The following is a 25,131-nucleotide window of genomic DNA, read 5'->3' on the forward strand; positions in this document are numbered from 1 at the left end:
AGAAAACAGTAAAAAATAATATGCCGGGAAAATTTCATATTTCCGGTTGTTTAACTTTAACTTTAGTTTACAGCTTATGCAAAATAATAATTTTATCAGGATTTTATTGGTTGAAGACGATGCATTGGTGAGTTTCGACCTTTCTGACCGGCTTAAAAGATTGGGATTTTCCAATATTATCATTTACGAAAAAGGGGAAGAGGCTATTGAAAATTTTTCCAGGGATCGACCCGACGTGGTAGTCATGGATATTGCTTTGGCTGGTGCACTCGATGGTATAGAGACGGCACGGAGGTTGAAAAATGAAAAGAAAATACCGGTTATTTTTTTGACAGATTATGTGGATGAAAAGACCTTTCAACGGTCATTGACGGTATACCCGGCAGATTTTTTACCTAAGCCTTTTGTCGATGTGCAGGTAGCACGGAGCATTAAAATAGCACTTCAGCAGAAAAATGAAGCTGAGATGAAAGAGAAAGTAGCCAATAAAAAGCCTTCGGTATTGGTAAGTGACGGTCTGTTTGCCTTTAAAGGTGAGGGGCGCTTTGAAAAGATTTCTTTATCATCCATTCGTTATTTGGAGGCAGGAGGGGCCTATTGCCACATATTTATTTCCGGTAATGAGCCTGTTTTGGTTTCCCATAGTATGAAAACGGTTTTTGAAATACTCAAACAGTTGGATCTTGCCCATAGTTTTGTTCAAATTCATCGTTCTTATATTGTCAATACTTCCTTTATTACCGGCTTTCAGGGCAGGACTTTGTATTTAGATGATACGGAATTGCCTGTTGGCGAACATTTTATTTCGGATCTGCGCAAACGGTTTTTTACCATTTAACAAACACAAATAGCTGATTTGGAAGACAGATATCCAGGTTCGGAAAAGGTATTCGCATAAAATTCTATTATTTAACATCTTGGCCATATCTTAACTGAAGTCAAAAGATCATGGCAAAAGAAAAGTATCCCGTTGGGGTGGTATTAAAACTCTTGACGGAGGTAGCACAAAGATTATAACGAGGAGGGATTTACCAGGAAAATTAGCGAGCGTTTAATGAAAAAGTATAATCTGGAGGTGGGAGCAGATTACTTCTACAACGATTATACAGTATTGAAATACAAGAATTTGGAGATAACCATTGAACGTCCCAAAGAAAACCTCGATGTACTGGCCAAAGAAGTTGATTGTGAAAACTTTGATCAATATTTATCAAAAATTGGTTATCGGGTTCCGGAAAAAGATAAGACCAGGAAGCGTATATTCCTTACAACAGAAGCATTACCTTCCGAATTCCTGCTTAAAAGAAATCCACCCCATACCCGCGAATGGCTCGGTAAATATACAATCGGTGCGCAGATCATGCCGGCCTTTCTGGGGGTTTTTCCATTGCTGATAACGCTGGCACTTATCATGCCCGAGTATAAACCCGAAGCCGACACCTACTTTATTTTTGGGATAATTATTGGCTTTGGCCTTGTTATCGCACTTTCCGGCTGGCTGGCTATCGTGGGAAAACGATGGGAAAACAGGATTTTCTTTTTCTAATAGAAACAAAGGCTTTCCAACCACTTATCTGATGTTATTCAGCACGAAAAGCAAATATTCCGAAGCACAAAAACAGGAGTACAGGGATAAAGTAGCAACCTGTTTCGGAATTCTTTTTCCGTCTCAAGAGGAAGAAATAACCGACGAGACAACGGCCATCCAAAAACTTTATCAGGCAGGGATGAAAGTAAAGAATGTGATCGAGTCAGCACGCATTAGGTCTGCACAGATTAAATATGGGTTTCATAGAAATTTGATTCCGGCTTCGGTTTTGGGCATGGTGATGGCTATACCAGGTACCGCTTACGGGGTGTGGAAAGGTAACCTGCCGCTGATTGGCTGCATGGCATGGTGCTTTGCAGCCGGACTTTACTATCATCTGTTTCACAACAAATGGGTAAAAATGGCATCTGAAGCTTACGCCAGATATCTGATTGATGAGTTTCTAAGCCGTTAACAGCGCATGGTTGTGACCTGAGCGTATGTCTTATAAGTATAATTATATATGTATGGAGTTTTCAATAAAAATGGTACGGCTCGAGGGCCGTACCTTACCACTCAATTATCAATACGCGCTTTCTTCCTGGATATACAAGGTGATCGCTAACGCAGACCGACAGTACGCGACCTGGCTGCATCAGGAAGGGCATATGTTGGGAAGTAAAAAATTTAAGCTGTTCACTTTTTCGCGCTTAATGATTCATCCCTACAAAATTGAAGGGGACCGCATCCTGATCATGGGTGAAGAAATAACATTAAACGTACGGTTTTTGGTACACAAAAGTATGGAAAAATTTATCCGGGGACTTTTCATGCCACAACGTTTTACCCTGGGAGACTGGAAAAGCCAGGTAAGGCTTCAGGTAGCAGAAATGACTTTACAACCGGGTCCTTTATTCATGCCCACCATGCGTTACCGATGTGTTTCTCCTGTTTGTATGGCAGTCAATGGGGATAAGTATGCCGCCTATCTGAGCCCTTATACAGTAGGTTATGGTGAGTACCTGTTCAGGAACCTGTGTAAAAAACAAATGGTCGAGGGCATGGCAGGTGCGAGGGATAATTTTGACAGCTTTAGCTTTAAGCTGCTAAGCAAGCCGCTATCCAGGCTCATTACCATGAAGCCAGGTACCTCCGACGCCGTGAAAATCCGTGGCTATTCCTTCAACTTTGAGATGACGTTGCCAACCGTCCTTCATAAAATCGGATACTATGCAGGATTTGGGGAAAAAAACAGTACCGGTTTCGGATGTGTAAAAGCCCTGTCATAAAACCTGACTGTATGGAATGTTTACAAGGCAAGGCCTCGCTAACCAGGGATGAATGCGGCCATCTAACGTGTAGAAGGAAGGCATTCCTGAAACCATATTGACATTCCGGATTACCGATTGACATCAATATAATACAATATGAAATACCAGTTGATTGAAAACTATTTTGAGACAGCACTCTTTCAAGGGGTTGTACGGGACTATTTTGATACGGTGCTAGGGAATATTATTGCTAAAAATGCCATAGTTTCTGCCAAAGGTCTGTTCATGGTAGACGGGGAACAAAAGAGGGATTATTATGATATGCCCTACCATGTACATATCCTCAATGGCCTGATCCCGGCTTTGTTGGTCTATGAACATTATATGCTGGAGCATGGATATGTCAATGACCGGGAAGCGGCGTTATACCTTAAGGTATTTATGCTGGGTTTTACTTTTCATGATGCCAATAAGTTGCTGAATACACAAGCGGAAAGTAACAAATCCGACCTCGAAGTGGCAGTGGCGGCTTTAGACAGCTATGTAGACCAGTGGCACGTCGATGCTTTCTTTTCTGAATTTGAGCACTACAAAAGTAACATTTATTACCTCGCCCTGGCTACTGAAAATGGCGCCTGGGCTACGGCAGAAGATTACCCCATTACGCTTGGCAACAGGGATGAGATACGCATGACACAGCGCGAATTATGCCACCTGGCCGATGGCCTTGCCTCTATTCAGAATGAAAGCCTGGAGTCCATTGAAGCCTTGCACGATGCCGTAAGCCACCGTATTGGCCGTATCGCCAAAATTGCTCCGCTCCGTGTTTCCTATGTAAAAATACGGCCTAATCCTTACACGCTTTTAAGTCAGAATTTACTGCAGGTAGCCAGGCAAGTGTTGGCAACCAGTGGAAAGAAGGTCGTTTACGCTACGCGCGAGGGCTTTGTGTTTTGGGGAGAGGAGGTATCACAAAATGAATATGAAGCCATTAGAAAGGCTTATCTGAAAGGTAGTGCCGAAGACATTAAATTCAGGGAGTTGACCAAGATCGATGCCCAAAAATGCAAGTTTGGATTTATTGGCTCTACCCCGTTTACGAAGCATATATTGTCTGAGATTACTGACAAGCTGGGCGATAAGTTTCTGTCTTTGTCTCCGAATGGCAGTGAAGGGATCAGTGATTTTGACGGTTTTGTATCATTGACAGAACAGTTTATAGAGGTTTATGACTTACCTGTCGAATGTGACCTCAAAAATGGTCGGCTTGTCCTTCGGTATTATGAGCATATTGTCGAAGAATATGATGAATATTTCAAAACCCTATTCAATTTACACAAAATTCAATGGCTCAACAGTAAAGAGAATGAATCCTGGCGCCTGGATTTTGACGATTGGCAAAAAGGTGAACGCCCATTGCCGGCGCCCATTCAGTTTGACTGTGCGTCTGGCCATGTAGATCGACAAACCGCTCAGGACCTGTTGACCTTTATCAGGGAAAGGGTCAAGATGACCAATGCCTTGTACAAAACTTACCTGAATTTTGTTAAAACCTGCCATGTGCTGCAAGAGGAAGAAGATATCGAGGGCTACATAGCGATGCTTCAGGAGCATATTATTGATCATTTTGAGCCTGAAGAAACCGGTGGAAATGTGAAAGACATGCTCTTTGATCGCTATTTTGAATGTCCGGGGCAGGTGAATTTGCAATTTTTAAAACAATATGCCCCTTCTGTTCCTCCAAAAAAGGCTATGTGTGCCTTTACAGGGGGTGTCGGTGAGGTAGCCTACAAGGCTGAAGTAGCGTTTGCCATGAAAGCCAGGGGTTTCAGCAACAGAACTGTCACTAACTTAAACAATCATACCAGCTATATTTCCTCCTTGTTTTCAGAGGAAAATAAATTGAGAGCTTCCCTGTTTAGGGTTTCTGAAGCCAATCTCGTTTTATATTATGATTTTTTTGAAGCCAACCTCGATATAGAAAAAGACATCATAAAAGGTTGCATAAAAGCCAAAGACGAAATGAAGTTGCTGGAGGATGGAAACGTGGCATTGGATAAAAATTCAAAATTTGATTATAATCTTTATAACCTGGAATTTATCAAACTGGACCCGAAGGTAGCACCGACATTTTTCCTGGTAAGAAAGTGTCTGAGGATAGCCAGGGAACTGGGAGTCCGCACCTACATTTCGGGCATAATGACTCCCTACACGCCTCACAAGGCGGTTTTTCACTTCGAAAATGCCCCACAATTTTTAAAGCTCCTGGGTTGGGACAGCGTACGGTTGATTCATGCAAATGAGGTATTGGATGAAATACGGCTGGTGCTGACTTTTGGAAAAGGAGGCATAGAGAGCAATTTATTGAAAATAGCCCGAAGCCGCCGTGCCTATTTTACCCTTTATTATTTGTTGGGTGCGGATGACCAAAAAAAGGTATACAATTCATTCATCAACTTTTATACAAAATATAAACAAAAATTTGGAAGCATGACAGTAACAGAAAAACTGGCGGAACTGGCAGTCAAAATCGACATCGGTTACAAGACTGCCGCCGAAGAAACCTGGCTGATCCGTACAGCCATGGATTTTTTGAGGAAATACCATAAACAAGGCAGCAGCCGGGAAGACATTATCCAAAAGACCAATGGTGAGATATACCGTAAGCTGCGCATGGATAAACCTGATACAGAGGCGATAGAAGCATTTTCCACGGCCGTTTATGATCAGCTATTTATGCAGGACTGGCAGGGGAAAATTCCTGCGGTCAATGTTGAAAAAGATTGGATATACCAATTTGCATTTCTTTTTCGCGAACAGTCCCTGATAAAAATCAGAACCCTAAAGGCCAAAAAAGATCCTGAAAGCGTTGAAAGCGGAAGCGAAGGAAATCAGTGAAGAAAACATAGCGCTAAGCTTGCCTGAACAGCAAAAGAGAAATGCTGCTCAATATTTTGAAATCATTAAAAATCTAAAGAAAAATCAATAATGAACGCACTATTTGACATTATTCCGCAAACCTGTTTTGTCGAAGATCTGAAGCAAAACATTTTAGGAACCATAAAAATTGCGGTACTGCGCGAAACCATCGGCAATGCCATTATACGCAGCAATTATCCCGATGAAACCATCAACTTCAAGCTTTCACCCACCAAAGATGTTGTGGAAGTGCCGGCCCGAAAACTGAAAAGCCGTGAAAAATTGCTGGGGTTACGGACATGCCGCCGGTTTGGGGTGGTTGACCCGGCGCTCAGGTACAATGTTATCAAGAAGAGGGAACAACTGGCCAACCCTAATTCGATTTTGTTCGGCGATAGTATTACAGAAAGCAATGATACGGTAGCGCTGAGAAGCAGGGTCATTTACGACTGGGCTTATTCCCTCAGGGATATCGATGAGATCACAGCCACCATGCAGCACAATGCGCTAAGTGAGGGGGGTACTATGTGGGACGAGGAAAAGGGAGATCATCGGCAATTCCTGTTTCAGGTGCAATATGTAAAGCCCGGCGTTTTCCTGCCCCATTTTATTATGGTGGAAAATGTAACCCCTGAATTGTTCATACACCTGCTGGCCTGTATCATGTACGAGTCCCGGTATTTTGCCCAAAGTACTACCAATAGTTCTGCTAATGTAAAAAACCATATTCTGGGAATCGGGTATTCCAGCTTTGAGCAGCCTGTTAATAGCTATACTATCGCCAAAAACTGGGATGAGAATACGCCTGTCGACTTTGAAACGGTGAGTAGCACGATGAATGATACCATGAAAGCAGCCTATGGAGAGGAAGGGTATATACCAGGAAAGATGCTCACAGATTTTATAGAGAGCTTATGGCAGGATGAAAAAGCATTGCAGACCATCTATCAAAAAGCGAAGGAAGACTGTGCCCGGTTTTTGAAAGATATTAATGTTACCAAATGATGGAGGCAAAAGTAATCCGTCTGAGTTTACTGAACCACTTATTTTATTTCACCGAGGTTTCAGGGGGCAAAACATCTGCTACAGTCACTGGAAATTTTATCGGTGACCTGGCGCTGACTTATTCATTTGAAAAAGTTTTGAAAGCCTCAGGTGGCTACTACAGGCACCTGGAAACACCGGTGTATGAAGAAATACGTGATTTTGGATTCTATTGTACGGTAGCCAGGCCTTTGGAACGAAGTAATAAAACTGAGGCTTACATTCAAAATACACTATTTGATGTGGACGGTTTTGTGGATGTTAAAGCCATTGAAAAATCCGGTAAATCACCTTTCAAAAACTTCAGGCAAGTGCAGGGTTTGCGTATCGGCACCAGCTTTCAGGCCCCTTTTTTTATCTGAAAAAAAGATGCCGTTGCCTCCGGTCATCAGGGTAGGAAGAGCGCTGGAAACGCTGGTACTGGTAGAAGAAATGGTTTTACCGCCTACCGATGAGTTTTGGCTCAATGCTTTTTCTTTAAAAACAGTATTTAATAACCTCGATACTGCTACGGAGATTATGGTAAAAAGTCAAAAAATCAACTTTTCCTTCCTGCTTGAAAACTATAACCTCATCAAGCAATTATCATTGGAGGAAGTCAAAACTATTTTTAAACCTGTATTCAAAGATGGATAACTTTTCCATATACATTAAGCCTCAATATGTCAGGCAGACAAATGAAAAGGAGGTCATTAATGGCTGGGCATGCCTGTTGCATGAAGTGCAAAAGCGTATCAAACTGGATTTTGACCGGTTACCGGAGTTTACTTTGATCACAGCGCCGACAGGCACCGGAAAGAGTTATGCTTTTCCTTTCCCGGCCATTAATGCCAAAAAACAACGGAAAGGGATAGGTAGCAGCAGAAACGTGCGAGGCCTTATCGTATTGCCTACCAATGCTTTGATCAATGAGTTGACCGGAAGTTTCCGGGAGACCTACAGGCAGCTAGTCATCAACCAACTCACAGGCCCTGAATTGAACCGGTATGAGGTGACCGGTTACAGGCGTTGGCAGAAAGCCATTGACCTAGCCGAAAGCAGTGATCTTGTCATTACCAATCCTGATATTATCAATTTTGCCATGCATGGAGGTTATCATCGATATGCCTGGGACAACAAAACCGGTGATACCACCTTTAGCAGGTTTTTGAGCACTTTCAATTATGTGATTTTTGATGAATACCATTTGTATGATGAAGCACAGATCGCCAACATCCTGACTTTGATAAAGTTGCGTGAGTTTTTTTTGAAGCATCATGGGGCGGAGAAAGGGAGTGTACACGGCGTACGTTTCCTTTTCGTATCGGCTACTCCTGAGGAAGGTTTAAAAAAGATTTTTGAAGAGGAAAATATGGCGTATGAAGAAATCATCGAAGCGATTGTCGATGACAGCTCCCATGCCCGCCCGATCCATGGCCGGATAGCAGTGGAATTTGTGGATAGTAAAGACATGTCATCGCTGGTCATGGAAAAAATACCGGAACTCAGGGAAGTATTGGCTGTGCATAAGGCCTTGCTGATCCTGGATCAGTTACGCGATGTACAGATACTGGCTGAAAAACTTCGGGAAGTTTTTCCGGAATACACCATTTACCAAAGTACAGGTTATGTGTCATCCAATGAACCGCAGGAAGCCAAAATAAAGGCAGCTCATCTGATTATTGCCACCAACAAGGCAGAGGTAGGTGTTAATTATGATGTGGAATATTGCATCATGCAGCCTGGCAAGTATTTTCAAAATTTCGTACAGCGTTTTGGCAGGGTGTCAAGGGGTGATTTGGATGGGAAGGTGGTGATATGTGTGGATAAAAGATACCGTAGGTTCAAAAATGTTTTCAAATCTGTTAACCTCATCAGTTATTATGATTTTCTGGAAGTGATGCGTGCCGAACTACAGGGCAGAAAGTTTTACACAGAACGCGTACCTATGTATTTGGGTGAGTACATGTGGTGTATTGAAAACAATATCAGAAGGTACCAGGCGTATGACGTGCACCGGTATTTGAAGCGCCGCATGGAGGAAGAAGCGTTTCATATGGGTAAATATTATCAACGTTACAGATTAATGAAGGATATTAATAATAAAATAAGGGAAATCATCAAAAAGTCTTTACGATTAGCGCAACTGCCGTATAGTGAAAAAAAACTGAAAAAGCAGGGAGTTTACACAACGCTGGAGAAAATGGCGCCTCGTTCCTGGCAATGGGCCATGTGGTGGAACAACTACATTGACACTTTTCTTACCTTTCGCGATGGTGGTAAGGTGGTGAAAATCTATGACCAAAAGCAGGGTATTGAATTAGCCTATTCACTGGATTGGATATTGCAGCATAAGGTGGTGGTGGACATACAAACTGAGCAAACCGAACCTTACGAAATTGTAAAATATGTGGTCGGTGACCTCAAAGATCGCGATAAAGACCTGCAATATACCGTCAGTACTATTCCGAATGCCGGTATGCAGGGTAACAATTACCTGTCATACCGTGAAATATATCAGTTAGGTGAAGTATTTGAAAAAGCCATAGAAAGGATTTATGATAAAGTAAGAAAAGGGGTGGAGGAGCAGGACCGGCTACAAATGGAGCTCTGTAAGCTGGTGTCATCATTGTCAAAATCCTTTGACAGGAAACGGCTGAAAATCGAAGCAATAGAAAACAATGATACTTTTCTTTGAAGCCATTCTGCCATGCACATTATTACCGCAACACATATCAGCTATTACCACATATGCAGCAGGAAACTTTGGCTTTTCAGTAATGGCATACAAATGGAACACACCGCTGACCATGTGGCTGAGGGCAAGCTGATCGGTGAAACCAGCTATGGCGACAGGGCCGCCAAATACACAGAAATCGAAGCAGACGGGGTGAAGATCGATTACTACGATCCCCGCAACAAAGTGGTACATGAGATTAAAAAATCCAATAAAATGCAAGAATCCCACATTGCTCAGGTGAAGTACTATATTTGGAAATTGGCTCAAAAAGGGATAGCAGGCGTTACAGGAATCATTGAATATCCCAGACAAAAGCAACGGCTTCAGGTGATCCTGGGGCAGGAAGAGGCGGAATTAATTGAGCAATGGGAAAAGGAAGTAGCCCAAATCATGACTTTGGAATCTTGTCCGCCGGTGATCCATGCCAAAATATGTCAAACATGCAGTTATTACGATTTGTGTTATGCGGGTGAAGCATGATGGAGGGAGAATGTTTCAAAAGGTTCTTTGACATACTGATTTATAGCATAAAAAAAACACTATCTGTTCAATCCGAATCGAGGTATCCCAATTAGTATTTTTTAGGAGTCATGAAGAAAACCTACTATCTGTTCAACCCCGGGCGTATGAGCCGGAAAGATAATACCCTGAAGTTCACCCCGGTGGATGAAAATGGTAAAGAAGGGCAGCCAAAGTACATACCTGTCCAAAGTGTTTCGGGGCTATTTATCTTTGGCAGCCTGGATGCCAACAGTGCTTTGTACAATTACCTGGGCAAACAACAAATCGCAGTACACTTTTTCGATTACTATGGGCACTACACCGGTTCATTTCACCCCAAAGAATACCTGCTGGCCGGTAAAGTGCTCATACAACAGGCCAGCCATTATCAGGACCCGGTAAAACGAATGCCCATCGCCAGAAAATTTGTAGAAGGGGCTGGTTTCAACCTGCTTAAAAACCTGAAATACTATGTCCGGCGTGACAAACCGTTGGATGATATTATTACCAGTATAGAGGAATTACAGGAACAAGTGCCGGCTACTGTCACCATTAGCGAACTGATGGGCATAGAAGGTAATATTCAGCTACCTCCACGAGCCTGGCACCAGAAGGTATTCCCTGGCGTTGGATTTGGCTGAGATATTCAAACCGGTATTGGTAGACAGGATCATATTCCGTACCCTTAACAAAAGAGAAATTAAGGCTTCGCATTTTTCACAAACGGTGAACCGGTGTGTATTGAAAGAAAGCGGCAGGAAAAAGTTTGCCAGGGTCTGGGAAGAACGCCTGGCAGAAACTATCAAACACCGTGCCCTGAAAAAAAATGTGAGCTACAGGCACCTTGTAAGACTTGAGTGTTATAAGCTAAGTAAGCATATTTTAGGTATGGAAGCATACAAACCTTTTAAAGCGTGGTGGTGACATGTATGTAATACTGGTCTATGATATTGGGCACAAACGGGTAGGCAAAATGCTGAAGCTTTGCCGCATGTACCTGCACTGGATACAAAACTCCGTATTTGAAGGCGACATAACCCAGGTAAAGCTTAAAAGTCTGATTTCCGAAGCCAATAGCCTTATGAAAGAGAATGATAGTTTGATCATCTTTAAAAGCCGCGAAAGCCATTGGTTAGAAAAAGAGGTACATGGCACTGAAAAAAACAGCCTTGACAGCTTTATTTAAAGGGGTGAGTCGTTGATGCCAATATCTATAATCGTTTCAATCATATGCAAAGTCATAAAAACCTCCAAAAACCACGTTTTCAGCCGGCAACCCCGGTTGTCGCTGCCCCCATAAAATCCGGTTATTACGGATCGATGACTTTCGGCCGATTTATAAGAAAAGAAAATGCCCTAAATGGCGAGTATTTAGACGTTTTAACGGTTAAGGGAACGGGGCTTTAATCGAACCATGATGGAATTGAAATACAACTTCGGGAGAATATTTTCATAGCCCGCCTGAAGCTTTAATCGAACCATGATGGAATTGAAATAATGACCGGACTCTTACGGTTGTGTTTAAAAATACAGTTGAGATCAGAATTATTGCCCCTGTGATGGTTTAAGTTGGGTTAATTTATCCTAGATATATTCTTCCAACCGGGTCACAGCCATTCTGACTGGGTTATCGGTTTCCAGTTCATGGTTGAAGTCGGTAATCAATCGGAGCAGTTCATCTGTTTTTCCCCGGTTAGTAAGGGCAAAAAACAGGTACGACCCCACACCGTCGCCTTCACTGGAAAACCAACCGGAGGTTATTAACTGTGCCTGAGAGCTTTTGTAACCATCGATGCCCAGGCCGCTGAAGCTTTCGATGCTGGCTTTTTTGCATAGTTCTGACACCTGTTCGCGGAACTGGGTGGCGGTTGTGACAATAAGGAGTTTCATGTTAATTGTGATTTTTACGTTCTATTAGGTAATAAACAAGCGGTACCACCAGCAGGGTCAGTACGGTAGAGGCTATGGTTCCTCCCATTAAAGAGATGGCCAATCCCTGGAAAATCGGGTCGAAAAGGATGACGAATGCGCCTATTACCACGGTGCCGGCTGTCAGTAAGATGGGTGTGGTACGCACAGCACCGGCCTCGATGACAGCTTGTTTCAGGGCCACGCCTTCAGACACCCTTAGGTTGACAAAGTCTATGAGCAGGACGGCGTTTCTCACCATAATACCTGCCAGGGCGATCATGCCTATAAAAGAGGTCGCGGTAAAGAAGGCGTCCAGCAGCCAATGCCCCAGGACAATCCCTACCATAGACAAAGGAATGGCTACCATCATGACCACCGGCGCTTTAAAGTTCCGGAACCAGCCCACAATAAGCATGTAAATGATGATAATTACCCCGAGAAACGCCATTCCCAAATCTCTGAATACTTCCAGGGTGATCTGCCATTCGCCATCCCATTTTACCGTAAAATCTTCTTCCAGGGCAGGTTGTTCGATGTACAGCTCATCTATGTGGTAACCTGCAGGCAGGTTGATGGCTTCCAGCTTATCAGTCATGCCCAGGATCGCATATACCGGGCTTTCCAACTTGCCTGCCATGTCCGACATCACATAGACCACCCGTTTTTGGTTTTTGCGATAAATGTTTTTGGCCCTGGTATGCACCCGGATATCCACCAGATCACCAATCGAAACCATCGCCCCTGTCTGAGACCTTACCTGAAGGAGAGCGATGTCGTGAAGGCCGGACTTTTCTTTTTCATCCAATGCGAGGATCAGCCCCACCTGCCGGGCGGCATCTTCCTGATAGAGTGTGGTGATGGCACTTTCTGACAAAGCCATGTGCATAGTATGGACGATTTGCTGAGGGGATACGCCGTATAACATGGCTTTTTCCTTGTCGATGATCAATTCATATTCGGTTTGGTCATCTTCCACCATCCAGTCTATATCTACCACATCCCGTGTGTTGGCCAGGATGGTTTTTACCTCATCGGCTACTTTCATTTGCTGTTCATAGTCAGGGCCGTAGATCTCGGCCACGATGGTAGACAATACCGGCGGACCGGGAGGCACCTCTACCAGCTTTACGTTCGCATTGTACGGGCGGGCTACGGCCTGAATGCCGGGACGTAGCAGCTTTACGATGTCATGGCTTTGCTCATCTCTGTCATGTTTATCGGCCAGATTCACCTGGATGTCAGCCATGTTGCTGCCCCCACGCAGGTCGTAGTGACGAACAAGCCCGTTGAAGGTGATGGGAGCAGAAGTGCCTGTATAACTTTGGTAGTGGACCACTTCAGGGCGGGAGGAGAGGTATTGAGTAATCTCCCGGGCTACTGCAGCAGTGCGTTCGAGGGTGGTTCCTTCGGGCATATCAATGACTACCTGGAACTCATTTTTATTGTCGAAAGGCAGCATTTTTACGGCTACTGATTGGGTGAAAAACATGGCCAGGGAACCAAGCAACAGCACAATGGTCCCACCCAAAAAAATCCAACGTTTGACCTTGTTTTCAATCAGAGGGCGTTGAAGTTTTTCATACCAGCGATAGATGCGTGTGTCCTCCGGCTTTTTACCTTCCGGTTCTTTGCCCTCCGCCCCATTTTTCTTTTTATCCTTTTCACGCAGAAACAGATACCCAAGGAAAGGGGTAATGGTGAGCGCCACAAACAAGGACAAAATCATGGCTATAGAGGCGCCGATAGGCATCGGAGACATGTAGGGCCCCATAAGACCGGAGACAAAAGCCATAGGCAATACCGAAGCGATGACCGTGAACGTGGCGAGTATGGTAGGGTTTCCCACCTCATTGATGGCATATAACGCCGCATCCCGGAAGGGCAACCGCTTCATTTTAAAATGCCTGTGCATGTTCTCTGCAATAATGATGGAATCATCTACCACAATCCCGGTCACAAATACCAGGGCAAACAGTGTGATGCGGTTCAATGTATAATCCAGCATGTAGTAACTCAGCAAGGTAAGGGCAAAAGTGATGGGTACGGAAAGAAATACCACCAGACCGCCCCTCCAACCCATGGCGAGCATCACCACAAACGTCACGGCCACAATGGCCCCGATCAGATGCATCAACAATTCCGATACCTTTTGAGAGGCTGTTTCGCCATAATTCCTGGTCACTTCGACATGGACATCGCCGGGAATTAAGCTGGCTTTCAAGCGTTCGACCTTCGCTAAAATCACATCGGCGATTTGCATGGCATCGGCGCCTTTCCGCTTGGCAATGGAAATGGTTACCGCAGGATATTCAGAGCGGTAAACCGAAGCTTTTTCACTTCCCTTGCCAAAGCCAAAGGACACATAATTTTTAGGAAGCTCCGGGCCATCTGTAATGGCAGCAATTTGTCTCAGGTAGACGGGTTGGCTTTCCTGTACACCTACCACCAGGTTTTCCACATCTCCTGCAGTTTCAAGAAATTTGCCTGTTTTGACCAAAAACTCATTGTCATTCTTGTTAAAACTTCCTGCATTCAGTTGCTGGTTGTTGACCCTGATCATTGCTGATACGGACAGGAAATCCAGACCACTGGCGGCCAGCTTATCCTTGTCCAACACCACGCGGACCTGACGCTTTTTGCCACCGATTTCTTTGGTGATGGACACATCATTGACTTTTTCTATCTCGCTGGTGAGTTCTTCTGCTATTTGACGCAAGCGATAGTCGTCGTAGTTTTCGCTCCAAAGTGTGAGGCCCAGGACCGGCACATCGTCTATAGCGCGCGTTTTTATCAGGGGCATGGTCACACCCTGGGGCATGATATCCATGTGTTTATTGATTTCGTTATACATTTTGACAAACGAACGTTCTATATCTTCCCCTACATAAAACTGCACAATGACCATACCCTGCTCCTTCATAGAAGTGGAATAGACATACTCCACACCGGGGATGTTTGAAATCAGTTTTTCCAAAGGCTCGATGACCCTGGACTCCACCTCAGTGGGGCTGGCGCCGGGATAGCCCACAAATATATCGGCCATGGGCACATCTATTTGTGGCTCTTCTTCTCTGGGGATCAAAAATGAGCTGTAGACCCCAATGACCATGAATACGATCATTAAAAGTACCGTGAGTTTTGAGTCGATAAACCCACGGGCGATTTTTCCTGCTAATCCTTCCTTCATCGCTTAAGATCTTTGATTATCGAATGCTTATTTTTACTCCGTTGTACAGTTTTTCCTGTGCTGAAACCACATACGTTTCTCCCGGTGACAGTCCCGATAATACCTCGACTTTGTCGCCATAAGTTCTGCCCAACCGAAGCCAGCGTAACAGGGCCGTGTTGCTTTGGCTGACAGTATAAACCCCTCTTAGTTGACCGCGGTCGATAAGTGCTTCTTTTGGAAGAAGAGTTAGGCCGGGAGCAGTTTCGTCCGGTACGGGAAAGTCCACTGTGGCGAACATACCGGAGCGGATTTCATCCCCGGCATTCGCCAATGCTACTTTTACCAGGTATTGCCCTCCGGAGCCAGCGGATGATGCGCTTACCTCGACCACTGCTCCATTCACTTCCTTATTAACAGATTTGATTGTGACGAGCACGTCATCGTTGGCTTTGATATGTACAATCTCATTTTCCGGAACTTTTACATGGGCTTCAAAAATGTCCGGTGACTCCAGTGCGACCAGCGTCATGCCCGGGTTGGCCATGTCCCCTGGTTCGACGAGTTTCTGCGTTACCACTCCGTCAAAGGGCGCGCGAATGTTAGTGTAGGAAAATTGGGCTTGGACCTCGTTTTTCATCTGTCGGGCAATTTCTAATCTGGCTTTGGTCATTTCGAAATGGGTGGTCATGTCATCCATTTCCTTTTGCGAAGCGCTGTTAGCCGCCATCAGGTTCTTCAAACGTTTATAGTCCCTTTCGGCATTGGCAAAACCAGCTTTGGCCTCCAGCACACCGGCATCGGCCCGGGCTAGTTTGGCCTGCAGGTCAGTACTGTTGATGACTACCAATACCTGCCCTTTTTTGACCTTGTCTCCCAGTCTGGCATAAATTTTATCTACGAAGCCCATCATCCGGGTACCCACTTTGGCGCTTTGTACCGCGGTCACTTTTCCACTTGCTGTGATAAAAGGCTGCCTGCCTGTTGCTTCAACTACCTCTACTTTTACTTTGATGGATTTCACATCATCTTGCAACGCCTGTTTTTTGCCATCGCCGCAGCCTGCAAGTAATGCTGCGATCATGAATGGGATGGTCTTTAGGTTATATTTTTTCATCATGGTTATTCCTTGATTAAAAATTCGATATAAGCCTGGGTATAGTTCAGTTCGAAAATGGCCTGGTAGTATTCCAGTTGCTTGCGGGCATATTGGGTTTCGGCTGTAAGCAGGTCGGCAGTTTTTTCGAGTCCTTCTTTGAACCGGTTTGTCCGGATGCGCAATGATTCACGGGACTGATCCAGGGCAGATTTTGAAAGCCGGAGTTTGTTTCGGGCATCGGATAGCTTGCGTACCGCCTGATTCATTTCCAGGTTGCTTTGTGACAGATACTGATCGTAAGAGAGTTTCGAGCGTTCCAAAGCCGCTTTACTCTTTTGTGTTTTTCCTATCCGCTTTGTACCTTCCAGGATATTCCAGCTAAGTTGGGCGCCGATCATGTAGCCATTGGCATCTCCCTGAAACAAGTCGTCATCATATAATTGATAACTTCCAAAAGCATTTATACGAGGTAAAAAAGACATTTTATTGGCCCGGTAAGCTGCCGCATGAGCTTCTGTGGCCAATCGTGCCGCCTGAATGTCTGCCCTGCCCTGAGGTATCTCATTGACTGCAGCAGGGCCGGTACCGGAGACCATGAGGCTATCGGCTGGCTTCAAAAGCACCTGATCTTCCTTTCCCATCAGGAAAGCCAGGTAATCGGAAGCGTTCATTACGTGGCTTTCAGCGAGCTGCAATTGATTTTTCACTTCTATCAGCCTGACCTCCACTGCCAGCAGATCTGCCTTTTGCAGATAACCTTGCTCATACCTGTCATTGGCCATTTTCCAGTTTGCCCGGGCTGCCTCCAGGGCCGTTTGAAGCACCTCCACCGATTGGTAGGCCAACTGCAGTTGCATATAGGATTTTTCGGCATCGAATGCCAGTTGATCTTTGGTACGGGTGGTTTGGAGCTCAGCGGCCCTCATTTTGATGGCAGCCGCCTTGCGTTGATGGTATCCGTCCGGATTGAGCAATGGTTGGCGGATTTCCAGTACGGTGGCATAGTTGGTGGTACGGGAAGGGTCATTGAGAAAGAGGGGGTTGAAATCTTCTGTTGTCAATACCTCCTGGTTCAGTTTTGAACCAAAAGCTGCCAGAGGATTGGTCGTGGTAAAGCCTGTGTAAGATAAGGCAATATGAGGCATCAATACGGAGTTAGTCTGCCGGTAATCTGCCCGGGCTTCTTTGCGTTGCTGTTCACTGATCCTGATAGACAGGTTTTGCCCGGCTACTGTTTCCAGCACTTTTGACTTGGTAACGGGTACCACCTCCTGCGCCCGGAGTGCTGACCATAAAAATGAAAAGCAAAGTGTCAATAGGTAAAATGCCTTTTTCATATTATTTTCTATTTGGTAAAAGCAAAACTAAGGATGTGTTAGCGGGTAGTCGGTAACTTATGTTACCAAGCCACAAAAACGGCCTTAACCGCTTATTCCATAGTATTTTTTATTTTTGGATCGGGACGGTTGTGACTGAAAACATCTTCTTTTTACATGCTGATTAGTAAATGCAGGTTTAATCTTTAATTTGACTCTTTTTTACCATTAAATTCCATTTAAATGGAATAACTCATTAAATTGTACAGCGACTGGGAAATTTATACTAAACCAACTACTGATGAAAAACAATTTTACAGCTTTAAGCCTGCTCATATTAACCCTGGCCGCCTGCCAGCCAAAGCCCGAAGGTGGCATTGAGACCACAAAGGAATATACCGTTGCCCCTTTTACCGGTCTGGATTCTATCACAATCAATGACTGGTGGAACAGAAAACCCAACCACATCATCGATGTGAAGATAGCCCGGGATTCCGTCATTGCCTTTGGTGCTTACACGGTTGCCAACAACACCCTCAAACTTACTGCGCAGCTTTTTCCGCTATATCCCGATGAACCCAAATTCGTTTTGCTGGACATTAAAGAAGGCGGGGAGTGGAAAGAGATACAACGGCAGCCGGTGCATGAATTAGGTTGGTCGGCCCATTTCCGGGTAGAAAACTGGAATAAAACGGAGAACATGGCCTATCGCCTGAGGCATGGCGAAGCTGCAACTTTTGAAGGAACCATACGGAAACTGCCGGTAGACAAACAGGAGATTGTCATCGCTGCCCTATCCTGCAATTCCAATAAAGGCCCCAAAGACCGGGATACTTATGTAAAAAATATCAATGCACTGGATCCCGATGTGGTCTTTTTTGCCGGCGACCAGTCTTATCACCACAGGGAACACACGGCCGCCTGGTTGCTTTTTGGCAGGCAATTCCGCGAAACCTTCCGCCACCGGCCTATGATTGCCATTCCCGATGATCATGACATTGGCCAGGGTAACCTGTGGGGAGAGGGAGGGAAGCAGGCCACGTCCATGGCAGGGAATGACGGGGGTTATTTTTTCCACCCCGAGTATGTCAAAATGGTAGAAAGATGCCAGACCGCCCATCTGCCGGATCCGGTGGACCCTGATCCTGTATTGCAAGGGATCGGTGTTTACTTCACCAGCTATCAACTGGGGCCCGTTGATTTTGCCATTATCGAAGACCGTAAATTCAAGTCGGGGCCAAAAGGAAAAATACCTCAGCAGGGGCCGAGACCTGACCATATTATAAACCCTGACTACGATCCGGCATCAGTTGATGTACCGGGTTTAAAGTTGCTTGGTGACCGTCAGCTTAATTTTCTGGATAGCTGGGCAGATGAAAACAAGGAAGGTGTCATTATGAAGGCTGTTTTGTCCCAGACAGGGTTCTGCGGTGGTGCCCATGTGCATGGCGATTCTACCAACCGGCTGCATGCCGACATGGACTCGAACGGCTGGCCGCAAACCGGTCGTAAAAAAGCCCTTGAAAAGATCAAAAAGGCCAATGCCGTGCACATTGCGGGTGACCAGCATCTGGCGACAGTCATAAAACACGGCATTGAAGCGTATGGCGATGGTCCCTGGGCCTTTGTTGTACCGGCCATTGTCAACAATTATTACAGCCGCTGGTGGTGGCCGAAGGATGAAAAGCCAGGATCAGGCCCTGCTATCGACAACGACCTTCCATGGACAGGTAACTACCTGGACGGGTTTGACAATAAAATCACCATGCATGCCTACGTCAATCCCGGTTCTCAGGATTTCGGGGCGGGTTTTGGCCTGATCCGTTTCAATACCGCAGCCAGGGAAGTGACTTTCGAATGCTGGCCGGGAACAGCCGATGTAACATCGCCTGATGCCGGGCAATTTACCGGCTGGCCTATTACGGTAAAACCATAAAATTGACATTTTACCGGAATCACTTGCCGGAGAGTGGCCGGCAAAAACACAGGGCTAGCCCACTATGTCTTAAAGAGAAGCACAGATTATCGGCGGTTGTTTGTTAGTGAATTTTAAAAGTTTTGGATTTTCTGAATTAGAATATTTCAAGTTTTTAGATTTTCAAGTACTAATTATGTTGTATTATTTTAATAGAAGTATTTTGATTAGCTTTCTGATCGGCCTTTTGGTCACAGCAAAGTAACCTACTTCATAATAAATTAATATCTGCCTATAAGGGGAAAATCAATCAATTCCAAGGTATTAGGAATTTAGGGATTCCTTTTCTTTGTCTTCCAGCATATGGTAGGCCGACATCATCAGGCCGGCCCAATGCCGCCGGTAGATGGTCTCAAAGGCTTGCCGGTCGTTGATTTTTATCAACTTCCAGCGTTCCTGATCGCTATGGGATGTGTAGTCTTTCAATTCGGTAGAATGGCCGGATTCATCCGGTGACCATCCCACGGACATACAATCGGAATCAAAAGAAACCAAAAAAAACGCTAAATTTCATCAAAAGATAACACATGTCATGTCATCCGATACCCGCAGGCCAGGATTTTAAAAAACACTAAAAAAAGCAGTGAGTAAACAAATCGGTTACACTTCTTCCACTTTAAAGTGAGGTGAGAAACATGTAAACAACTTTTTCAAATCGCTGTTCTCGACCCATAATTTATCCCAATATCATTATCATATTTTTATTCAATGGCACCTCAATTAAAAATTTATTAAAAATCACCTTTATTTAAAGTCATTGATTGAAAATTTAGCAGGTAGGTACAGGATGCAATCTGCTGATAATTAGGTTAATATTACTTAACTGTTAACTTTTTAAGCGCTAAAAAATATGAAAGTACGCTACTGTAAAATGCTTTTACCCTGGATATACGGTCTGGGATGCGTTATTTTTTCTTACCCTGTTTTTAGTCAGGAAAAAACAATCACGGGTACGGTATATTCGTCTGACGGCGAAAGGTTACCCGGTGCAAATGTAATTCAAAAAGGTACCTCAAATGGTACCCTTACCGATGCAGAAGGAAATTACAGGCTGCAGTTGATTGAAGGGGCCGACATCCTGGTTTTCTCCTTTATTGGTTATGTCTCGGAAGAGATTGCTGTGAACGAACAGTCGGTTATCGATGTTCGGTTGCTTTCGGATGTTATGTCACTTTCTGAGGTGGTAGTAGTAGGGTACGGTACACAGTTAAAAAGGGAGGTAACAGGAGCAGTTCAAACGGTAGATGCCCAGGAACTGCAGGATTTGCCGGTGGCCCAGGTGACCCAGAAGCTGCAGGGCCGTCTGGCTGGTGTGCAAATCAACCAAACGACTGGCAAGCCGGGGCAGGGCATGTCGGTCCGGATTCGGGGTCAATTGTCGGTATCGGGTGGCAGTGATCCGTTATATGTGGTAGATGGCTTTCCCATCACCGGTGACATCGGTTCTATCAATCCGGATGAAATTCAGGAGATTTCGGTATTGAAAGATGCGGCCTCTACGGCCTTGTATGGATCCAGAGCGGCCAATGGAGTTGTCCTGATTACCACCAAAAAGGGGAAGCCGGGACAAACCAATATCAGCTTTACCGCCTATGCAGGCGTGCAGGAAGTGCCCCGGGAAGGCAGACTTGAAATGATGGATGCTGTTGAATTTGTCCGGTTTAAAAAAGAATATTACGAAGATGCCGGGCAGCCGGTTCCGGAAATATTTCAGGACCCCTCTCAATATGAAGGCAAAAACAATGATTGGTACGATGCATTGCTGAGAAATGCCCCCATTCAAAGCTACAGCCTGGCCATTTCAACCAACCGGGAGAAGGTCAGTACAGCCATTGTCGCCGGGATTTTTAATCAGCAGGGGGTGGTTTTAAATTCTGAGTTCAGAAGGTATTCCCTGCGCATAAACACCAATTATGATGTACCGGATAAAATAAGGCTCGGGTTTAATTTGGCGCCTTCTTATATCGAAGACAATATTCCGGAAACTGACGGAACCAGGGGAACCGGAATTCTTTTCAATGCTTTACATACCTGGCCTATCATGCCTATCTATGATGAAAATGGCGAACTCACCAGGTTTAACAGGTTTCCTGCCGAGACCGGTAATATTTTTGCTTACGCCAACTGGGTGAGGTCTGTCGAGGAAATTGATAACGAAACAACAGAAGTCAACCTGCTTTCCAACGCTTTTATTGAATACGAGCCGATCGAGGGGTTAGTCTTGAAATCCACTTTTAATGCAGAGTTATATAATTCCAAGTATTTCTTTTTCAATCCTTCCACGGCAACCGGCAGGATCAATGTTCCCCTGCCAACTACCGCTTTTTCTATCAGGGAAAATATAGAAGATTTTTCCTGGCTGAATGAAAACCTGGCTACTTATACCAGGAGTTTTAACGATCACAACCTGGAATTACTTGTTGGATTTACCAATCAAAAATTCCGCAGAAACAGAACGCGCATCCAGGCCGATACTTATGCCGATGACAGGCTTCCTACCATTCAGGGGGCCATCAACATCAACCGGGCCGGTACCAATAGCGGGGTGGAGGAATGGTCGCTCACCTCGGTACTTTCCAGGTTTACCTATAACTTCAAAGGTAAATACCTGTTCACCGCTTCCATCCGGAGTGACGGATCATCCCGGTTTGGTGCCGATAACCGATGGGGTACTTTTCCCTCGGCTTCCATTGGATGGGTAGTATCCGATGAAGATTTCCTGAAAGGCATTGAAGCCATATCCTTTGCAAAGCTACGGGCAAGCTATGGTGTGACGGGCAACAATAATATAGGCAATTATACCCAGTATGCTCTGATCGACAATACCGTTAACGCGGTTTTTGGAGATAATGTGGCCCCCGGAGCGGTAGTCACTTCCCTTGCCAACAACAACCTGGGATGGGAAACCACCGAACAGTTCGATGTTGGTTTCGACCTGGGCCTTTTTAACGACCGTATACAGTTTATGTACGATTATTACAAAAAGACTACCACCAACCTGCTGTTCAATGTACAGATTCCGCAGGAGTCGGGCTTCGGCAACTTCAACGACAATATCGGCGAAATAGACTTCTGGGGTCACGAATTTGCTATCACCTCCATCAATACCAATGGAAAACTGAAATGGACCACCAATGCTAACATTTCATTTAATCGAAACAAGGTTATTTCCCTCGCAGATGGGATAGACAGGGTGTATGGCACCTGGCATATCACTCAGACAGGACAACCTTTCGGGCAGTTCTATGGTCACATGGCAGACGGACTTTACTGGAATGAAGAAGACCTGGCCAATTCCCCACAGGTACCCGGACGTTCTACCGTGGGTAGCATCAAATTGCGGGATGTCAATGGTGACGGCATCATCACCAGGGGAGGGGATAATGATGACCGGGCCATCATAGGTAACCCATTTCCGGATTTCACTTATGGAATTACCAACACGCTGAGATATGGTGATTTCGACTTGTCAGTAGTGGGTACGGGCTCTCATGGCAATGAAGTTATGGTACGTCATCTGTATAGCACGACCAATCTCGACGGTGTTTTTAATCTGATGAAAGAAGTTAAATACCGCTTCAGGTCAGTTGAAAATCCCGGCAAAGGTTTCTTTGGCACTACCGTGGGTGGTGGAAACGTAACCGGCATCGAAAGGGACTGGATGAACAGCCGTTTTGTGACCGATGCCTCATTTTTTACCATCAGGAATGTAACACTTGGGTATACGATCGATGAGCCTGCTAAATTTATCAGGTCGGCGCGTATTTATACGTCCATACAAAACCTGTACGTGTTTACTGATTACTGGGGAGGTTCTAACCCGGAAACCAGTATGCAGAACAACGGTCAGGGCGATGGCGGTAATCTCAGTCAGGGTGTGGATCTCTCCGGATATCCGGTGCCGCGTACCTACACGGTTGGTGTAAACCTGAATTTTTAGCCCCCTGTAATCAAGTGATTATTTTACACCTTTACACATGAAATGAGCATTAACTTCGGCCCCCTGAATTCCATCGGAATAGGGCGGTTTAATTTTATTGCGAATTTCATGTGACCCTTGAAAATAATTATATACTCATGAATGAAATGAAAAAATCAGTCATATTATTCGGTTTGGCAATGCTTACTTTTGCCGGCTGTCAGGATGATTTCCTCACAATCGTTCCTGAAACTTCCCTGAGCTCTGCTACTTTTTTCAACACAGAGGCCGATTTTCAACAGGCCGTTAACGGAGTGTATGTGCCTTTAAGAAATATTGTTAACGAAAGGGCCTGGTTGTTGGGCGAAATGCACTCTGACAATACCTATTATGCCCGCAACATCCTTTTTGGTGCTACCGAACAACAGGAAGATATTGCTGACTTCGCTATTCCCAGTGATAATGGCGTTACCACCAATACCCACGTACTTAACCAGTACCGCCTGGACTACCGAATCATCGCACGGGCCAACCAGGTTTTGTCCCGTATTGACGAGGTAGCGTTTGACGCCAATACAAAAAATAACCTGAAAGGGCAGGCCCTGTTCCTGCGGGGATATGCCTATTTTGAATTGGTAAAATATTTTGGCAGTGTCCCATTACATTTAACACCGGTAGAGACACGTGACGAGGCGGCCCTGCCCATGGCACCCGAGGCAGATGTATATGCCCGGATCATCGAAGATGTCGAGGAAGCGACCGGACTCTTACCGCCAAAGTCTGCCCAGGAGCCGGGAAGAGCTACTTCTGGTGCTGCCAAAACCCTGTTGGCTAATGTTTACATCGCCCGGCAAAAATGGGCGCAGGCAGAAAGCCTTTTAAAGGAAGTCGTACAAAGCAATGAATACGCCCTTATGCCAGATTACGCGGATGCCTTTTCTACCAACACAGGCAATAAAAATAATGGGGAGTCGGTATTCGAAGTCCAGTTCAAAGAGGGGCCCGACGGGCTTCATGGCAACTTTCTCTATCGCTTCATGCCAAGGCCCATGGCACCCGAAGAGCTGGTAACCATCACAGGCACCGCCAACCCTCAGCCGCTGAATGGGGAAGGAAACAACATTCCCACACCAGATATTATCGCGGCCTATGAGGATGGGGATCTCAGGAGAGATGCCTCCATTGATTACATTACGATAGAAGGAAGTTTTTGGGCGGATAAGACCTATCCCTACATTAAAAAATATGCCAAAACCCATGCTTTACACGATAATCATGGCATTAACTGGCCGGTATACCGCTATTCGGAAGTCCTTTTATTTTTGGCTGAAGCCTTAAATGAACAAGGTAAAGCCGGCGAAGCGGAGAATTATCTGAACCAGGTGCGCAGCCGCGCGGGTCTTGGGGCAGCGCAGGGTGATCTCAGGGAGGCGATTTACCGGGAAAGACGGGTGGAACTAGCTTTTGAAAACAAACGGTGGTTTGACCTGGTGCGTACCGGCAGGGCCATCGAGGTGATTACAGGATATGGTAACAGAATTAAAGCTAACCCCCTGGCTTACTATTACCCTGAAGGGGCAGCGCCACGGGACAATGCTTTTACGAATATATCGCTCTATTATGCCCTGCCCGCGGCTGAGGCAGATTTGAGCCCTCATTTTTAGGTTTTGATTAACATTTTGTCCAAAGCGTTGTGTGACAGCCACGGGACGCTTGCGCTATGGTACCGATGGGAAAAGGCTTACAAACCCAATCCCTGATGT

Annotated in this window: 21 protein-coding genes; 16 read left to right on the forward strand and 5 right to left on the reverse strand. The window is 45.2% G+C overall.

Annotated features, from left to right (window positions below):
- The first annotated feature begins 76 nt into the window (after positions 1–76).
- The 13 genes from AC04NP_RS21985 (at position 77) to cas2 (ending at position 11,168) form a co-directional block, all read left to right on the forward strand.
- Positions 77–838, forward strand: a complete 762-nt coding sequence (locus tag AC04NP_RS21985) for a response regulator (protein WP_482862104.1) — start codon at positions 77–79, stop codon at positions 836–838.
- Between the two features lie 216 nt (positions 839–1,054).
- Positions 1,055–1,546: a hypothetical protein gene (locus AC04NP_RS21990; RefSeq protein WP_482862105.1), complete on the forward strand. Its 492-nt coding sequence runs from the start codon at positions 1,055–1,057 to the stop codon at positions 1,544–1,546.
- A 31-nt stretch (positions 1,547–1,577) separates the two neighbouring features.
- A complete protein-coding gene (locus AC04NP_RS21995; protein ID WP_482862106.1) occupies positions 1,578–2,003 on the forward strand; it encodes a hypothetical protein in 426 nt (141 codons plus the stop codon).
- Between the two features lie 52 nt (positions 2,004–2,055).
- A complete protein-coding gene (gene cas6, locus AC04NP_RS22000) occupies positions 2,056–2,817 on the forward strand; it encodes a CRISPR-associated endoribonuclease Cas6 (protein ID WP_482862107.1) in 762 nt (253 codons plus the stop codon).
- A gap of 138 nt (positions 2,818–2,955) precedes the next feature.
- A complete protein-coding gene (locus tag AC04NP_RS22005) occupies positions 2,956–5,697 on the forward strand; it encodes a hypothetical protein (RefSeq protein WP_482862108.1) in 2,742 nt (913 codons plus the stop codon).
- A 90-nt stretch (positions 5,698–5,787) separates the two neighbouring features.
- The gene (cas7d, locus tag AC04NP_RS22010) at positions 5,788–6,723 is read left to right on the forward strand and encodes a type I-D CRISPR-associated protein Cas7/Csc2 (protein ID WP_482862109.1); all 936 of its coding nucleotides are present in this window, start codon (positions 5,788–5,790) and stop codon (positions 6,721–6,723) included.
- Complete coding sequence (locus AC04NP_RS22015; RefSeq protein ID WP_482862110.1) at positions 6,720–7,124, forward strand: hypothetical protein; 405 nt, start codon at positions 6,720–6,722, stop codon at positions 7,122–7,124. The genes cas7d and AC04NP_RS22015 overlap by 4 nt, the downstream gene beginning before the upstream one ends.
- A 7-nt stretch (positions 7,125–7,131) precedes the next feature.
- A complete protein-coding gene (locus tag AC04NP_RS22020; RefSeq protein ID WP_482862111.1) occupies positions 7,132–7,398 on the forward strand; it encodes a hypothetical protein in 267 nt (88 codons plus the stop codon).
- Complete coding sequence (cas3, locus tag AC04NP_RS22025; RefSeq protein ID WP_482862112.1) at positions 7,391–9,439, forward strand: type I-D CRISPR-associated helicase Cas3'; 2,049 nt, start codon at positions 7,391–7,393, stop codon at positions 9,437–9,439. The genes AC04NP_RS22020 and cas3 overlap by 8 nt, the downstream gene beginning before the upstream one ends.
- Positions 9,440–9,451: 12 nt before the next feature.
- Positions 9,452–9,961, forward strand: coding sequence for a CRISPR-associated protein Cas4 (gene cas4 / locus AC04NP_RS22030; protein ID WP_482862113.1), 510 nt, complete (start codon positions 9,452–9,454; stop codon positions 9,959–9,961).
- Positions 9,962–10,071: 110 nt separating this feature from the next.
- Positions 10,072–10,623 carry a CRISPR-associated endonuclease Cas1 gene (gene cas1, locus AC04NP_RS22035; RefSeq protein WP_482862114.1) on the forward strand — a complete coding sequence of 184 codons (552 nt, stop codon included), beginning with the start codon at positions 10,072–10,074 and terminating at the stop codon, positions 10,621–10,623.
- Positions 10,616–10,906, forward strand: a complete 291-nt coding sequence (gene cas1 / locus AC04NP_RS22040; RefSeq protein WP_482862115.1) for a CRISPR-associated endonuclease Cas1 — start codon at positions 10,616–10,618, stop codon at positions 10,904–10,906. Before cas1 (AC04NP_RS22035) ends, cas1 (AC04NP_RS22040) begins: the two co-directional genes overlap by 8 nt.
- Position 10,907: 1 nt before the next feature.
- On the forward strand, positions 10,908–11,168 hold the full coding sequence (gene cas2 / locus AC04NP_RS22045; protein WP_482862116.1) for a CRISPR-associated endonuclease Cas2: 261 nt from the start codon (positions 10,908–10,910) through the stop codon (positions 11,166–11,168).
- 398 nt (positions 11,169–11,566) lie between these two features.
- Here the strand turns inward: cas2 and AC04NP_RS22050 are convergent, their stop codons facing one another.
- The 4 genes from AC04NP_RS22050 to AC04NP_RS22065 are packed head-to-tail and all read right to left on the reverse strand — an operon-like array spanning position 11,567 to position 17,495.
- Positions 11,567–11,872: a hypothetical protein gene (locus AC04NP_RS22050; RefSeq protein ID WP_482862117.1), complete on the reverse strand. Its 306-nt coding sequence runs from the start codon at positions 11,870–11,872 to the stop codon at positions 11,567–11,569.
- A gap of 1 nt (position 11,873) precedes the next feature.
- Complete coding sequence (locus AC04NP_RS22055) at positions 11,874–15,080, reverse strand: efflux RND transporter permease subunit (protein WP_482862118.1); 3,207 nt, start codon at positions 15,078–15,080, stop codon at positions 11,874–11,876.
- A 16-nt stretch (positions 15,081–15,096) separates the two neighbouring features.
- Positions 15,097–16,179, reverse strand: a complete 1,083-nt coding sequence (locus AC04NP_RS22060; protein WP_482862119.1) for an efflux RND transporter periplasmic adaptor subunit — start codon at positions 16,177–16,179, stop codon at positions 15,097–15,099.
- A gap of 2 nt (positions 16,180–16,181) precedes the next feature.
- Complete coding sequence (locus AC04NP_RS22065) at positions 16,182–17,495, reverse strand: TolC family protein (RefSeq protein WP_482862120.1); 1,314 nt, start codon at positions 17,493–17,495, stop codon at positions 16,182–16,184.
- A 280-nt stretch (positions 17,496–17,775) separates the two neighbouring features.
- On the opposite strand from AC04NP_RS22065, the gene AC04NP_RS22070 reads away from it, so the two are divergent.
- Positions 17,776–19,410 (forward strand): alkaline phosphatase D family protein, encoded by a 1,635-nt coding sequence (locus tag AC04NP_RS22070; RefSeq protein ID WP_482862121.1) that lies wholly within the window; start codon positions 17,776–17,778, stop codon positions 19,408–19,410.
- A 303-nt stretch (positions 19,411–19,713) separates the two neighbouring features.
- Here AC04NP_RS22070 and AC04NP_RS22075 read toward each other — a convergent pair whose 3' ends face one another.
- Positions 19,714–19,920 carry a hypothetical protein gene (locus AC04NP_RS22075; RefSeq protein WP_482862122.1) on the reverse strand — a complete coding sequence of 69 codons (207 nt, stop codon included), beginning with the start codon at positions 19,918–19,920 and terminating at the stop codon, positions 19,714–19,716.
- A 379-nt stretch (positions 19,921–20,299) separates the two neighbouring features.
- On the opposite strand from AC04NP_RS22075, the gene AC04NP_RS22080 reads away from it, so the two are divergent.
- Positions 20,300–23,389: a SusC/RagA family TonB-linked outer membrane protein gene (locus AC04NP_RS22080; protein ID WP_482862123.1), complete on the forward strand. Its 3,090-nt coding sequence runs from the start codon at positions 20,300–20,302 to the stop codon at positions 23,387–23,389.
- 146 nt (positions 23,390–23,535) lie between these two features.
- Positions 23,536–25,032 (forward strand): RagB/SusD family nutrient uptake outer membrane protein, encoded by a 1,497-nt coding sequence (locus AC04NP_RS22085; RefSeq protein ID WP_482862124.1) that lies wholly within the window; start codon positions 23,536–23,538, stop codon positions 25,030–25,032.
- Positions 25,033–25,131 lie beyond the last annotated feature (99 nt).

The sequence above is a fragment of the Agaribacillus sp. DX54 genome, from assembly GCF_056858335.1.

Bases quoted from the DNA above. Each gene is read 5' to 3' on its own strand.
- AC04NP_RS22075 (WP_482862122.1), bottom strand. From the start codon at position 19,920: ATGTCCGTGGGATGGTCACCGGATGAATCCGGCCATTCTACCGAATTG.
- AC04NP_RS22050 (WP_482862117.1), bottom strand. From the start codon at position 11,872: ATGAAACTCCTTATTGTCACAACCGCCACCCAGTTCCGCGAACAGGTG.
- AC04NP_RS22060 (WP_482862119.1), bottom strand. From the start codon at position 16,179: ATGATGAAAAAATATAACCTAAAGACCATCCCATTCATGATCGCAGCA.
- AC04NP_RS21995 (WP_482862106.1), top strand. From the start codon at position 1,578: ATGTTATTCAGCACGAAAAGCAAATATTCCGAAGCACAAAAACAGGAG.
- AC04NP_RS22055 (WP_482862118.1), bottom strand. From the start codon at position 15,080: ATGAAGGAAGGATTAGCAGGAAAAATCGCCCGTGGGTTTATCGACTCA.
- AC04NP_RS22070 (WP_482862121.1), top strand. From the start codon at position 17,776: ATGAAAAACAATTTTACAGCTTTAAGCCTGCTCATATTAACCCTGGCC.
- AC04NP_RS22065 (WP_482862120.1), bottom strand. From the start codon at position 17,495: ATGAAAAAGGCATTTTACCTATTGACACTTTGCTTTTCATTTTTATGG.
- AC04NP_RS22015 (WP_482862110.1), top strand. From the start codon at position 6,720: ATGATGGAGGCAAAAGTAATCCGTCTGAGTTTACTGAACCACTTATTT.
- AC04NP_RS21985 (WP_482862104.1), top strand. From the start codon at position 77: ATGCAAAATAATAATTTTATCAGGATTTTATTGGTTGAAGACGATGCA.
- cas6 (WP_482862107.1), top strand. From the start codon at position 2,056: ATGGAGTTTTCAATAAAAATGGTACGGCTCGAGGGCCGTACCTTACCA.
- AC04NP_RS21990 (WP_482862105.1), top strand. From the start codon at position 1,055: ATGAAAAAGTATAATCTGGAGGTGGGAGCAGATTACTTCTACAACGAT.
- AC04NP_RS22005 (WP_482862108.1), top strand. From the start codon at position 2,956: ATGAAATACCAGTTGATTGAAAACTATTTTGAGACAGCACTCTTTCAA.
- cas3 (WP_482862112.1), top strand. From the start codon at position 7,391: ATGGATAACTTTTCCATATACATTAAGCCTCAATATGTCAGGCAGACA.
- cas1 (WP_482862114.1), top strand. From the start codon at position 10,072: ATGAAGAAAACCTACTATCTGTTCAACCCCGGGCGTATGAGCCGGAAA.
- AC04NP_RS22020 (WP_482862111.1), top strand. From the start codon at position 7,132: ATGCCGTTGCCTCCGGTCATCAGGGTAGGAAGAGCGCTGGAAACGCTG.
- AC04NP_RS22085 (WP_482862124.1), top strand. From the start codon at position 23,536: ATGAAAAAATCAGTCATATTATTCGGTTTGGCAATGCTTACTTTTGCC.
- cas2 (WP_482862116.1), top strand. From the start codon at position 10,908: ATGTATGTAATACTGGTCTATGATATTGGGCACAAACGGGTAGGCAAA.
- cas7d (WP_482862109.1), top strand. From the start codon at position 5,788: ATGAACGCACTATTTGACATTATTCCGCAAACCTGTTTTGTCGAAGAT.
- AC04NP_RS22080 (WP_482862123.1), top strand. From the start codon at position 20,300: ATGAAAGTACGCTACTGTAAAATGCTTTTACCCTGGATATACGGTCTG.
- cas4 (WP_482862113.1), top strand. From the start codon at position 9,452: ATGCACATTATTACCGCAACACATATCAGCTATTACCACATATGCAGC.